Annotated in this window: 9 protein-coding genes; 5 read left to right on the forward strand and 4 right to left on the reverse strand. The window is 61.9% G+C overall.

Annotated features, from left to right (window positions below; translation table 11 throughout):
* Positions 1 to 19: 19 nt before the first annotated feature.
* The 3 genes from UNPF46_RS31435 to UNPF46_RS31445 all read right to left on the reverse strand — a co-directional run bounded on the left by UNPF46_RS31435 (position 20) and on the right by UNPF46_RS31445 (position 7692).
* Complete coding sequence (locus UNPF46_RS31435) at positions 20 to 1078, reverse strand: DUF7146 domain-containing protein (RefSeq protein WP_142252614.1); 1059 nt, start codon at positions 1076 to 1078, stop codon at positions 20 to 22.
* Positions 1078 to 5397, reverse strand: coding sequence for a strawberry notch family protein (locus UNPF46_RS31440; protein ID WP_142252615.1), 4320 nt, complete (start codon positions 5395 to 5397; stop codon positions 1078 to 1080). Before UNPF46_RS31440 ends, UNPF46_RS31435 begins: the two co-directional genes overlap by 1 nt.
* A gap of 180 nt (positions 5398 to 5577) precedes the next feature.
* On the reverse strand, positions 5578 to 7692 hold the full coding sequence (locus UNPF46_RS31445; protein ID WP_142252616.1) for a ParB/RepB/Spo0J family partition protein: 2115 nt from the start codon (positions 7690 to 7692) through the stop codon (positions 5578 to 5580).
* 619 nt (positions 7693 to 8311) lie between these two features.
* On the opposite strand from UNPF46_RS31445, the gene UNPF46_RS31450 reads away from it, so the two are divergent.
* Complete coding sequence (locus UNPF46_RS31450) at positions 8312 to 9901, forward strand: recombinase family protein (protein WP_142252617.1); 1590 nt, start codon at positions 8312 to 8314, stop codon at positions 9899 to 9901.
* A gap of 7 nt (positions 9902 to 9908) precedes the next feature.
* Here the strand turns inward: UNPF46_RS31450 and ku are convergent, their stop codons facing one another.
* Entirely contained in the window at positions 9909 to 10841 is a 933-nt protein-coding gene (gene ku, locus UNPF46_RS31455) for a non-homologous end joining protein Ku (RefSeq protein WP_142252618.1), read from the reverse strand.
* Positions 10842 to 10987: 146 nt separating this feature from the next.
* Between ku and UNPF46_RS31460 the strand changes: the two genes are divergently transcribed.
* The 4 genes from UNPF46_RS31460 to dinB are packed head-to-tail and all read left to right on the forward strand — an operon-like array spanning position 10988 to position 13711.
* A complete protein-coding gene (locus UNPF46_RS31460) occupies positions 10988 to 11383 on the forward strand; it encodes a hypothetical protein (protein ID WP_181770198.1) in 396 nt (131 codons plus the stop codon).
* Positions 11384 to 11429: 46 nt separating this feature from the next.
* Positions 11430 to 11879: a hypothetical protein gene (locus tag UNPF46_RS31465; RefSeq protein WP_142252620.1), complete on the forward strand. Its 450-nt coding sequence runs from the start codon at positions 11430 to 11432 to the stop codon at positions 11877 to 11879.
* Between the two features lie 3 nt (positions 11880 to 11882).
* A complete protein-coding gene (locus UNPF46_RS31470; RefSeq protein WP_142252621.1) occupies positions 11883 to 12608 on the forward strand; it encodes an SOS response-associated peptidase in 726 nt (241 codons plus the stop codon).
* Complete coding sequence (gene dinB, locus UNPF46_RS31475) at positions 12605 to 13711, forward strand: DNA polymerase IV (protein WP_142252622.1); 1107 nt, start codon at positions 12605 to 12607, stop codon at positions 13709 to 13711. The genes UNPF46_RS31470 and dinB overlap by 4 nt, the downstream gene beginning before the upstream one ends.
* The last annotated feature ends 221 nt before the right edge of the window (positions 13712 to 13932 follow it).

Consider the following 13932-nt stretch of genomic DNA (forward strand, 5'->3'; position numbering starts at 1 on the left):
TGATCCATGGCGCGGGACCTTATGCGACCGCAATCGACGCCGGCAGGAAGCGATCGACGTCCTCCGGTACGAGTTGCATCCGTAACCCAGCCCAGAGAGTATCGAGGCCGAAGATATGCAGATCTTCGTTGAAGTCACCCAGCCGGGGCGACAATCTGATCGCTTCGATGCCGGCTGCTTTCGCGCGCTGCGTCAGAACTGCCACCACAGTGTCTCCGGCGGCATCGGTGTCGCGGGCAATGTAGAGCCGGCGCAAACTCAGTGGGAAGTCGATAGCACCGAGGTGATTGGCGGAGAGTGCTGCGGCCATCGGCAGGGTCGACAGCACACAGCGCAACGACAGCATGGTTTCGATCCCCTCGCCGGCGGCAAGCACGTCATCCGCCAAGCCGAAACGAACCGCGTTGCCGAGCAGGTCGCCCATCGCCCGTCGTGGCGTTTCGATCGGAGCTTTGCCTAATCGAATGCGATCGAAGTCTTCCGGATCGAGCCAGGTACGGTGCACGCCGGTGATCCGACCAGCGATGTCGGTGACGCGGGCAATCATTGCCGGCCAGGTTTCGGTCGGCAAGTGCTCGTCAGGTCGGTAGTAGCAGCGTGGATGGAAGCGCAGGCTCCCACCGTGGTGCACGTGGGCAATTCCACGACGTTGCAAATATGTCTCGACCACAGTCCCCTCAATTGGACTTGAGATCGCAAACAGCCGTCTTGCGGCATTTTGTGATCCGGACGGTGCTGGTGGACAGACCGACTTTTGGGCGAGTTCCGGTTCGGTGCGAGGCAGCTTCAGAAAGCGTCTTGCCTCCTCGGCAACCTCGCGGAAATCGCGCAAGCCCTGGCTTTCGCGAATGACATCGAGGAGATCCCCATGCTCGCCGGTCGCAGCATCGGTCCATTTACCGGCGGGCCCCTTCGTCGACTGCTGTAGACGCACAAACATCGAGCGACCCGGTGTATTGTGAACGTCGCCGACCAGCCAGTACCGCCCTTCTCGCCGGCCGTTGGAGAGATAGTGCCGGCACACCGCTTCGGCCTCGCGCGCGAGGCGGTGCGCCAATTCAGAGGCGTCGCGGGCCATCACGCGGCCTCCCGTTCGCCGACGCGCACGATCGGATAATGGTCGAGGACCTTCGCCAGGATCTCCACGCCTGCCGCGTCTGACGGCACGAACATGCGCAGCTTCCACGAGATGATCTCGTGGAAGAGGCCGTAGGCCTTGAGCCGGTCGCGCATGGCATCGGTATAGCCAGAGAGCTCGATGCGATGTGCCCCCATGGCTCGGACGCGGCGAAGTTGAAGGCCTTCAGCCAGGTCGAGAACGGCTCGTCCCTCGATCAGCGCAGCGAACGCAGCGTCCGGCGTCAGCTTGGGCGCGTCGGTCGTAAGGGCGTTTGCGACCCAGACGGCCGAGACCTTGCGACCGATGACGCGTTCGCCGACATCGGTCTGCAGACGATAAACGCGGGTCGACTCGTTTGGCAGCCGCTTCCAGATCGGCAGCAGTAAGCCTGCCACGACGTGGATCGCTCTCTCCGTGAACTCGGGCACTTCCGCAAGTTCCGCCCGCCAGGCCGCGGCAAAGCGCTCGCGATCTGCTTCGACCCAATGGCTGTTCTCCATCATCTTCAGGGGGACGCTGTGCTGCTCCATCGGACGGATCAACCGGACCCGCCGTTCGATCTCGCCGTCATCCAGCATGAAGCTTGGGGCCGATGCCTGAACGGCGGCACGACCCGACCGATCATTGATCAACAGGACAGCACGATGATCGGAGAGCCGATCAAGCGCGTCATCCAGCTTCAAAGGACGATTGCGCTCGCGCTGCGTAATCGTGAGCAGCCTCGTCTCGGCGCCGGTTGCCGCATGCTCATAAATCGTCTGTCGGTCGGTCACGACAAAGCTCTCGGCGCGGAGCGTTTCCAGCCCGACATCATAGGTGCCGGACGCGATTGCGCCCTCGATGCGGGCGGTCAACAACTGCTCGAAGGCGGTGAAGAGAATATTCTGCAACTCGATGGTGAGCGCCAGCAACCTGTTGAGGAAGGTCGTGATCGGCGGCAACTCGTCCTTCAGCCCATTGGTATCCAAAAGCTTCAGGCCGGTCGCATCCTCAAACCTCTCGAGCGAGCAGCCGTCGACTTTGCCACGCGCCAGAAGCGTGTAGAGTTGTCGCAGGGCATCGCGGCCATACTGGCTTTCGAGATTGTCTTCGGGCCGAAACAGGCCCTGCCCGCCGGTCTGCCGCTGACCGCGCGTGATGGCCCCTAACGTATCGAGCCTGCGGGCAATGGTGCTGAGAAAGCGCTTTTCGGCCTTAACGTCGGTTGCGATGGGGCGAAACAACGGCGGTTGCGCCTGGTTGGTCCGGTTGGTGCGGCCGAGGCCTTGAATGGCGGCGTCCGCTTTCCAACCAGGTTCGAGCAGGTAATGAACACGCAGCCGCCTGTTCCGTGCCGACAACTCGGCATGATAGCTGCGCCCCGTGCCGCCGGCGTCCGAGAACACCAGGATGCGCTTGACGTCGTCCATGAAGGCCGCGGTCTCAGCGAGGTTGGCGGAGCCGGCGCGGTTCTCGACCACCAGCCGATCACCCTTTCGGATGATCCGGCGCGAGCGACCCGTCACTTCGGCCACTATGTCGGTCCCGAAGCGCTGGACGACCTGATCCAGCGCCCCCGGCACCGGTGGCAGCGAGGCGAGCTTCTCGATCAAACGGCCGCGGCGCGCGACGGCTTCCCGGCTCTCGACTGGTTGGCCGTCGCGATAGACCGGCCGGGAGCAGAGGTTGCCCTCCGAGTCGGTGAAGGGCTCATAGAGCTGAACCGGGAAGGAATGAGCGAGATAGTCGAGGACATATTCGCGCGGGGTAATGTCGACCTGGACGTCGGCCCACTCTTCAGTCGAGATCTCGGCCAGACGGCGTTCCATCAAGGCCTCGCCGGTCGAGACGATCTGGATGACGGCGGCGTGTCCAGCGTCAAGATCGTGCTCGATCGACCGGATCAGTGACGGAGTCTTCATCGAGGTCAAGAGATGACCGAAGAAGCGCTGCTTGGCGCTTTCGAAGGCAGACCGGGCCGCAGACTTCGCTTGTCCATTCAACGTGCCGGTTTCGCCCGTGATATTGGCGGCCCGCATCGCGGCTTCGAGGTTGTTGTGGATGATGCTGAACGCGCCGGCATAGGCATCGTAGATGCGGACCTGCTCGGGCGTAAGCTGATGCTCGACCATTTCGTACGCGACGCCTTCGTAAGAGAGCGAGCGGGCGGCGTAGAGGCCAAGCGCCTTAAGGTCGCGCGCCAGCACCTCCATTGCGGCAACGCCGCCTTGCTCGATCGCCTCGACGAATTCCGCACGGGTGGCGAATGGGAAGTCATCGCCGCCCCACAAGCCGAGCCGCTGGGCGTAGCCAAGATTGTGCACCGTCGTGGCGCCCGTCGCGGAGACGTAGACGACGCGGGCGTTCGGCAACGCGTGTTGGAGGCGAAGCCCCGCACGCCCCTGCTGTGACGCGGCCTGGTCACCGCGCTCGCCCTTACCGCCAACCGCGTTCTGCATCGCGTGGCTCTCGTCAAAGATGATGACGCCGTCAAAGTCCGAGCCCAACCATTCGACGATCTGCTGCACGCGCGAAAGCTTTTCGCCTCGCTCATCGGTGCGCAGCGTAGCGTAGGTGGTAAAGAGGACGCCTTCCGCTAGCCGGACCCGTGTCCCCTGGCGGAATCTCGACAGGGGCGTAACGAGAAGCCGCTCCATGCCGAGCGCTGACCAATCGCGCTGCGCATCCTCGATCAGCTTGTCCGACTTGCTGATCCAGATCGCACGACGACGGCCCTTCAGCCAGTTGTCGAGCAGGATGCCCGCGACTTGCCGGCCTTTGCCGGCGCCTGTGCCGTCGCCCAGAAACCAGCCGCGGCGAAAGCGGACGGCATTCGAAGCATCGTCACGCGCGGCGGCTACGACGTCAAAAGTCGCATCGACCGTCCAGGAGCCGGCAAGAAAGTCCGAATGAGCCTCGCCAGCATAGATGATGCTTTCAAGTTGGGCGGCCGACAGGAGTCCGTCACCTACCAGACTCGAAGGCAGGTGTGGCCGATAAGATGGTTTCGGAGGCGCCACAGACGCCATCGCCGCGGATTGTACGAGCTTTGTCGGATGCGCGTGGGATCCGGGAATACGGATCGACTGCAGCACGAATTCCTCGTAGAGCGCTTCGGTCAGCCGGCCGCCTTCCGGCGGAGTCCACTCGACCGTCTCGTAGGAGAGTTCAACGCCTTCTGGTGCTAGCAGCGTCGGAGTAGACGACGGGCACGCTGTGGAAGCGCCGACCGCTCGTGGCATCACAGGACGCCTGATGGCGTTGACCGGAATCGGGGCTGCAAATGCCAGCCTGGGCGGCACATGCTTGATTACCCAGTCGAGCAATGTGGCGACATCGCTCGCCATGCCCGGCGAGACGGGAAACACGGTCGGGTCGACGGCGGGCTGTTTGTCGATCACAAGCAGCCTTGTATCGACTTGGGTCCCATGTTTCGCAAAGACAGCGCCATCGATTGCGGCAGAGAACACGACACGCCCACATTCCTGGAGACGTTCGAAGGCGTCGATCCAAGCTGGATTGTCGTGGGCAAAGTTCGCTCCGGTGAAGGCGACAAGACGCCCGCCGTCGCAAAGGCGCGCCAGGGCTGAAGTGATGTGCCGGAGAGCTGCATCCGCCATGCGGCGATCGACGTTCGCCATCGCCGAGAATGGCGGGTTCATCAGAACCACGCTCGGAACAATGTCGACATCGAGGTGATCGTCGATCTGTGCGGCGTCGAACCGCGTCACGCTAGTCCGGGGAAACAGATGATCGAGCAAGGTGGCGCGATCCTCGGCCAACTCGTTCAGCACCACGGTGCCGCCGGCGAGCTCCGCATAGATGGCAAGCAAGCCAATCCCCGCTGACGGTTCCAGAACGCGGTCATCAGATGTAACGCCAGCCGCGGTGCATGCGGCCAAGCCAAGCGGGATCGGCGTCGAGAATTGTTGAAACATCTCGCTTTCCAGGGAACGCCGTGTATGGGTCGGGAGCAGAGCCGCGATCTTCGCGAGCATCGGCAGCATGGCGGGCGGCGAACCGGCCCTGGCACGGATGCCCGCGCCGAATTTTCGAAGGAAAAGGACGGTCGCCACCTCACAGGCGTCGTAGGCAATTTTCCAGTTCCAGGCGCCGGTCGCGTCGGAGGCGCCGAAGGCAGCCTCCATCGCGCTGCGAAGGACAGCAGCATCGACGCGACGCCCGCGTTCGAGATCGGTCAAGAGCTGTCGCGCAGCTCTGATGACGGCGGAGGTGAGAGATGCGGTGGCACGGATTGAAAGCGGCGCGACGGCGCCGCCGGCGAGAGGTTCGGTCATGGGAGGATGTCTCGGGAGAGCGGGAATGGGTCGAACCGTCAGGCGCTCTCCTCAGACCGCGACGGCTCAAACCCTTCCCGGCCGCCCTCTCCCTCTCAAGCCCGCACAAAGAACGGAGACCGGCGACGACGCCGGTCCCCAAAGCGTGCGCGGCAACAAAAGCTGCCTGCGATCAAGAAGTCATTCTGCTGCGTCGAGTTGTGGCCGATCGTCGTCGCTGGCGCTGTCTCGGTCCTCGTCGTCGGCAAGGAACTCGGGCAGCGGTCCGGCTTCGCCATCCTGCTCTTGCGCCGACGTCGCGTCGACGAGACGGAGCGGCTCCGGCAACCAGCCTGCACCTTCGAGAAGGCGCTCGGCTTCTTTGGCCATATCGGCCTTCTTCAGATGGTCGATCAGTTGCGTCGACGGCTCGCCCTTTGCTTCCCTGACCGCCTCGAGGATGCGGTGTTTTGTGACCCGGCCGAGATAGTTGTCGACCGTTGGTCTCCACCCTACCTGGACCATGTCGAGCCCGACGGCCCGCGCCAGGACATCCGCGTGGTCAAGCCGGGTGCGAACGCCCTGGGCGGAAACACGGCCTTGATTGAAGCGGTTGGTAGGTTCGTAGAGCCCGTTCACCGCAAATGACGCACAATGAGCGAACAGGGAAGCCTGTGCGTCACCATCGAGGGTGGTCAACGCATCCCAGAGAGCGTTCTCGCTCTGCGGCAACCGCGCTTTCCAAGACTCGTGCCGCGCCGCAACGGCCTTCGCGGACACGCTCTCCCTCAGCCCGGGAGCTTGAGTGGGAAAAGTCGGTGTGCGAAGCCCGATCTCCAGACAGCCGCCGCCCGAAGCGAACCGGTAAAAGGCCGTCAGCACGAAGTTGTGCAGCACCGCCTGGAACGTTATCGCCGGATTTTCCGCCAGTGCATCCCGCAACGCCAATGTGCGATGTGCCGTCAACTCTATGATGAGCCGATCCGGCAGAGGTTTTGCGACGTCCTCGTCGTCCTCTTCAGCCTCGGTCGGGTTACCCGCGACCGAAATGACTGTGCCAGGCACCGAGGCCGCAACATCTTGGCCTCCGGTCGATGACGTAGCGACTCCCTGCCCGATCTCGGGATCGGCCACGGGCGCCTCGTCCTCCGGTCGGACATAACCCCTATCTACCGAGAGCCGCCCTTCGGAATCGATGCTGACGAAGACGCCGGCACGAACGATATCGGCGGGATCGTAGGCCACGGATCGGTCTTCGAAGGCCAGTAGCGCCGCTTCGATCTCACCCAGACGCTGGTCTACGGCGTCGGGCAATTCGTCCGCATCCTGATATTCGGCCTCGAGCCTGTCACGCTCGCCGTTGAGCGCATCGATGGTCGCCTGCTCCTCGACTGTGAGATCTACAGGCTTTCCTTCCAATTCTCGCAAGCCCCCGGTGTGACCGTATGAGAAATCGACCGCGACCGAAATCCACCTCCAGCCTTCGGACGCAATTGCCTCGGCTTCGATCTTCAGCTTCTCGGTGACGAGACGGTCGAGGAGCGCGACGTCCTGGAGCCAACCGCCATCGTCATTCTCAAACAGATCCCGAAGGACCGGGCCCCCAGCCTGCTCGTAAGCATCGATTCCGACATACTGCGCCCGGCGATCTGACCCGCGTACCGTGTTCTCGGTGAGCATGCGGCGGATCTGGTATGGCTCGTCACTACCGGACCGGCTGACGTTCTCCCAGACTTGTTCCTGGCGGGCGTGATCGGCAGTGACCGAGAACGCCATGAGCTGTTCGAGTGTCATGCCGTCTTCGGCATAGACCTCGTGCAGCTTCGGCGAGACCGACGCTAGCCGCAGGCGCTGCTTGACAATCGCAGGCTTCACAAAGTGACGTGCGGCGATCTCTTCTTCGCTCATCCCGCCGTCACGCAAGCTCTGGAATGCGCGAAACTGGTCGAGGGGGTGCAGGCCCATCCGCTCGTCATTCTCGGCTAGGGAATCGTCTTCGGCGATGCCACCGTCCCGGACCACGCACGGCACGGGCTGGGTCTTGGCCATGCGCTTCTGCTTCACCAACAGTTCAAGCGCACGATACCGCCGCCCGCCCGCCGGTACTTCAAACATGCCGGTCTCCTGACCGTCGGTATCGACGACCGCACGAACGCTCAGGCTCTGCAGCAGCGTGCGCTGGGCGATGCTCTCTGCCAGTTGCTCGATCGAGACGCCGGCCTTGACGCGCCGAACGTTGGACTGGCTGAGCACCAGCTTGTTGAAGGGAATATCACGGGAGGGACTGAGTTTGATTTTCTGAACGGCGCTTGCCATGTCGGAGTCTCCACGACGGGCGATCGGGAGACTCTCTCTCGACCTCCAACCCGTCACAGAGGAATCGACTTCCCTCTCACTCTCTGCCGCGCGACACAAACTCAAGGAAGTGACACGGAATACGGATTCATCACGTGGCTTCGTGCCTTAAAAAAAGCTCCGAAGCGAAGCGGAGGCGTGGGAAAAAGGCAGCCGACGAAGGGGCAGTGATAGCGACGCGGGCATGAAATGACCGCGGGACCCGAGGCGACTGCAGTCGCGAGACCGGTTAAGAAGGCACCCGAACGAAGGGCAGTGATAGCGACGCCGGAACGAAGTGACGGCGGGACCGAGAGCGAGTGCCTCCGGCGAGCGACTCGTGATCGCGCGAGGGATCGAAGCCGCATGGCCGTGACGCGAAGCGGCACGGTTCACGAGAGCCCGGTCCGCGGCCAGCGGACGCGCCCACCCAACGAAGGACGCGCCTTTGCCTCATGCCGACTTCCGTTGCCTGGTCGCCGGTCTCATAATTGCCGTCAACCAGCGTCAAGATGAAGGCGCTGGGCTAATTCAGCCAAACAATCAATCCAGCTCCGGGGCTTCGATAACATACCTCGAGCCAAGCCAGGCAGTGAGGCCGATGGCCAACTCGCTCGTCATACGCAAGGGCACGAATGTTGCGAAACGCGACAGGACGTTGCGGGCCGCGCAGTACCTTCGGATGTCGACACACGATCAACGGTATTCGATCCAGAACCAGGCTGCGACGATCGCGATCTATGCGCAACAAAACAATCTCGCGATCGTTCGAACCTACAGGGACGATGGGCGCAGTGGACTCCGGATCAGGAACAGGGCCGGGCTGACTGAATTGATCGACGATGCCAGTTCCGGGCGGGCGGACTACGACCACATCCTTGTGTATGACGTCACTCGCTGGGGAAGATTCCAGGATGTCGACGAAAGCGCGTATTACGAATTCATCTGCAAGAAAAACGGCATCAAGGTCGTCTACTGCGCTGAGCAGTTCAGCAATGACGGAAGTCTGCTGTCCAACATCGCCAAGAACATCAAGCGGGCAATGGCAGGTGAATGGAGCCGGGAGCTGGGGGTCAAGGTGCATGCCGGACAAGCCCGGATCGCCGGTCTCGGCTATCGCGTGGGCGGGCCGGTTGGCTTTGGACTGCGCCGGGAGTTACTCGATGAGGCCCATCAGTCGAGAGGCCAACTGTCGAAAGGCCAGCACAAGGCGCTGAAGACGGACCGCGTCAAGCTCGTTCTCGGTTCGGAGGAAGAGAGGGCCGTCGTCGGCTGGATATTTCATGCATTCGTGACCGATCGGCTGTCCTTTACCGAGATAGCCCGCCGGCTCAATCGGAACCTTGTGCCCTGCGGGGACAAAGTCCGATGGACCGATGGCAAGGTGCGAACGATCCTCGGAAACGAGAATTATGTCGGAAACCTCGTCTACAACAGAACGTCACGCCGGCTCGGTCAGAAACTGATCGCCAATCCTTCCGATCAATGGGTTCGGCACAACGGTGTCATCGACCCCGTCGTCGATGCCAACCTGTTCGCGCGAACGCAGAAGATGTTGGCAGAACGGCGCATGGAGCTGCCCGAAGACGAGATGCTGCGCAGATTGCGACTGTTACTTCATCGTAAAGGCAGGCTCAGCAGCAGGCTGATCAATGAGACGCCAGGAGTACCCTCGGTGTCGGCATTCGTTCTGCATTTCGGAACGTTGAGAGCGGCGTTCGAGCGCATCGGATACGTCACGAAGCGCGACTGCGATTGGATCGACACCCGGAACTCCTGGGCTGAGGTGATCAGAAAGCACGCGGCCTATGTTGCGGAAGTATTGGCGTCGATCCGGGCACATCCGTCGGACATCTCGGCGGTCGATCACACCATCAAGGTGCAGGGAACGGCTCGCGTAACGTTCATGGTCGCCCGCCAAACGAAGAAGCTGAAGCCTGGCCACACCACGCATTGGCGCGTCTACCGGCGGCAGGAGATAGAAGCCGACATGCTGGCTGTGCTGAGACTGGGCGCCGCCAACCGCGAGATTGCCGACTGCGTATTGATTCCGGCTGTGGCTATGACCAAGCGCTATCTTCGACTATCGAGCGTGACCAAACTCCCTCCCCAAGCCGCTCGCGTCGAATCGTTTGCCGAAATGGTTCAGGCGCTCAAAACTCGTTTCGGAATTGGCAAGGTCGCCGCTTAATCAGTCCTTAAGCCGACTTCCGCTGCGGTTTCGCCGCCGGCTTCTTTGCCGCAGCCTCCTTCGCCGGCTTCTTGCCGGCAATCGGCATGAGCATTTCCTTCTGCCCGGCCGTCGCCTTGCGCGCCTTCTTGGCTGGCTTTTTCGGCGCCTCTGTCGCTGCCGCCTTCTCGCCGCCGATACTCTTACGCAGCGCATCCATCAGGTCCACCACGTTGTTGCCTTTGGGACGCTCCTTCGCCGTGATCGGTTTGCCCGCGCGCTTCTGGTTGATGAGATCGATGAGCGCGGTTTCGTATTGGTCTTCGAACTTGTCCGGCTCGAAATGACCTGCCTTTTGATTGACGATGTGCCTGGCGAGATCGAGCATATCTTTGGTGACATTGACGTCTTGAATGTCGTCGAAATATTCCTTTTCGGAGCGAACTTCGTACGGATACCGCAGCAGCGTTCCCATCAGGCCTTTGTCGAGCGGGTCGAGCGCGATGATGTGCTCGCGGTTAGTCAGCACCACGCGACCGATTGCGACCTTGTTCATCTCGCGGATCGTTTCGCGGATGACCGCGAAGGCGTCATGGCCAACCTTTCCGTCCGGTACTAGGTAATAGGGACGGATCAGATACCTGGGATCGATTTCGCTGCGGTCGACGAACTCGTCGATTTCGATCGTTCGCGTCGACTCCAGCGCGACGTTCTCAAGCTCCTCCTTCGTCACCTCTATGAAGGTGTCGGTGTCGACCTTGTAGCCCTTGACGATGTCCTCGTTGGGCACCTCCTCGCCGGTGTCGGCATCAACCTTCGCATACTTGATGCGGTGGCCGGTCTTCCGGTTGAGCTGATTGAAGGAGACTTTTTCGGATTCCGACGTGGCCGGATACAGCGCGACGGGACAGGTGACCAGGGAAAGGCGGAGGAAGCCTTTCCAGTTAGCGCGGGGGGCCATGACGGGGGAACTCCGATACTGACGCTGGATTCAAGACGAACGGCCCGGCTTGGTTCCGACATCGCTCCCCTCCCAACTTGGTGATTTTTTCTCAGATGCCTGCCCGAGCGGACTCGACTTTTGTTCTCTTTATGTTCTAATTCAGAATGACCGATCGACCCGCGAGCTGGCGCATGCCGACCCCGAAGCAGATGGAAAAACTGGCCGCTCAAGCCGCCCGCAGGCCGGCTCCTCCCGCTGCGGCTCCAGATGCGCCGCTCCCGGCCGAATACTGGGAATCGGTACTCAAAGATCCTCGCGCCGGCACGACCGGGGCCGAGATGCGGCAGCGACGTCTATCGGACATTCAGCGCCACATCCTGCGCGTCTCCAGCCGCCGCTGCGAGCGAACCGTGGAAATCCAGACCGCCGATGCAGTCCGATTATATGGCGGCAACGCCGTCTGGAAGGACGTGGCGCAGAGGCTGCTCGACAACACCTGCCAGCAGCGCACCGGCAGGCATGAGGAAGACGGGTGCTGGCCGGCGTTCGAGACGCCGTAGCCCGCTCCGGATCGCCAATCCGATCTTTTAGCGCCTGGATGTCCGGATGGCCCCGAAGTATCACCCTACGCCGCTGTCGGGCGGCGACCGAAAGGCTCTGGCGAAGGAGCTCGGCAAGGCGCGGGCAATGGCCAACATCCTGGCTACCCAATCGGCGGAGACGCGGGCGAAGGGGGAAGCGCTCATCCAGCGGGCCGACAAGCTGCTATGCGAGAGTTGGAACGAACGCATGCCGTCAGACGGAGAACCGATTGATCCATCCCCGACGATCGACCAAGCCGTGAATGGCGGCTTCCCTTGGCTGGAGATCCAGTGCGCGCGCTGCAAGGCGCCGAGCGACGTTGACCTCGCGGCGATGAAGCATCCGCCGACCACCTTCGTGCACGATCTCGCCAGCCGGCTGCGCTGCCGCAAATGCGCCAAGGCGGGCCGGCGTCCTTCCGCGACTCTGCTACAATTAGCTTGGCAGCCGCGCCACCCTCGGACCGAAGCCTGACCGATGTGCAATCTCTACTCGATCACGACCAACCAGGCCGCCATCAGCGCGCTGTTCCGCGTCGTGAACCGATACGTCGGCAATCTGGCGCCGATGCCCGGGGTTTTTCCCGATTACAAGGCACCGATCGTGCGCAACGGGGCCGAGGGCCGCGAACTCGCCACGGCGCGCTGGGGAATGCCGTCGTCGTCAAAAGCGCTGATGGACGCCACCAAGAAACGGGCCGAGAAGCTGCAGGCCAAGGGCAAGACCGTCGATTTCAAGGAGCTGCTACGGATGGAGCCGGACGGCGGCACGACGAACATCCGCAACGTGAAGAGCAAGCACTGGACGAGATGGCTGGAAGCCGAAAACCGCTGCGTGGTGCCGTTCAACTCCTTCAGCGAGTTCAACAAGGCCGAGGGCGGTGATATCTGGTTCGCGCTCGACGAGACCCGCCCCCTCGCCTGCTTCGCCGGCATCTGGACCAACTGGACGTCCGTCCGGAAGGTCAAGGAAGGCGAGACGACCAACGACCTCTACGCGTTCCTCACGACCGAGCCGAATGCGGAGGTCGGTGCCATCCACCCCAAGGCGATGCCGGTGATCCTGACAACGCCGGACGAAGTGGAGGCCTGGATGACGGCCCCTCTGGACGAGGCCCTGAAGCTGCAGCGGCCGCTTGCCGACGGAACGCTCCGGATTGTCGCCCGCGGCGTCAAGGAAGATACGGCCGGGCTAGCGACGTGACCATCGAGGACGATGACGACCAAGCGGCTTCCCCGAGCCGCCAGCGCAAGATCATCCACATCGACATGGATGCCTTCTACGCATCGGTCGAGCAGCGGGACAATCCGGATCTTCGCGGCAAGCCGGTCGCCGTCGGCGGATCCCGGGAGCGCGGCGTCGTGGCGGCGGCCAGCTACGAAGCGCGCAAGTTCGGCGTCAGGTCGGCCATGCCATCGGTTACCGCGAAGCGACAATGCCCAGACCTGATCTTCGTCAAGCCGCGCTTCGAGGTGTACAAGGCGGTCTCCCTGCAAATCCGTGAAATCTTCGCCGAACACACCCCGATCATCGAGCCGCTGTCACTGGACGAGGCCTACCTCGACGTGACCGAAAATCTGCAGAGCATTCCGCTGGCGCGGGACGTCGCGTTGGCGATCCGTGCGAAGATCAAGGAGGTGACCGGCCTCAACGCTTCGGCCGGCATCTCCTACAATAAGTTTCTGGCAAAGCTCGCTTCCGACCACCGCAAGCCTAACGGCCAGTACGTCATCACGCCGGAGATGGGCGCGGCATTCGTAGAATCACTGCCTGTCGGCAAATTCCACGGCATTGGGCCTGCGACCACCACCAAGATGAATGCGCTGGGCCTCTACACGGGGCTCGACATGCGCAATCAGTCGCTCGAATTCATGCAGGCGAATTTCGGCAAGGCGGGCGCATACTATTATTGGATATCGAGAGGCGTCGATAATCGCGAGGTTCGCGCGGACCGAATCCGGAAGTCGGTCGGCGCAGAGAATACTTTCTCCAACGACCTGACCGAGTTCGAAGCCATGGCTGCCGAACTTGAGCCACTGATCGACAAGGTCTGGAAGCACTGCGAAGGCAAGGCAACGCGGGGGCGGACGGTGACCCTAAAGGTAAAATTTAACGACTTCGAGGTGATTACGCGCAGCAGGTCGATGCCCGGCGCGGTTTCGAGCCGCAGCGACCTCGAACGCCTGTCGGTTGCTTTGCTGCAGAACGAGATGCCGGTCCCCAAGCCGGTCCGGCTCCTGGGAGTCTCGCTATCGGCGCTGCATCGTGTCGACGACGTAGAACCACAGCTGGCGCTGCCGTTGTAATCTCGTCAGCAGCTTTGCTGCCGCCGATGCCTTTGCTGACCAGCAAAAGCAGGAATTCGCGTCGATTTCTTTTGAAGACGAAATGACGTGTGCATATCAACATCGAGATTTACCAAATCTCTTTAATTTCTCTTTTAAAACAATACCTTAACTCACAGGAACGACCTGGTTAGTGCGGCATACAGAACGAAAGGTGAAATTCACTGTTTGCAGGCCTTCAG

Origin of the sequence: Bradyrhizobium sp. UNPF46 (assembly GCF_006658625.1) — a bacterium.
Taxonomy (GTDB): domain Bacteria; phylum Pseudomonadota; class Alphaproteobacteria; order Rhizobiales; family Xanthobacteraceae; genus Bradyrhizobium; species Bradyrhizobium nitroreducens.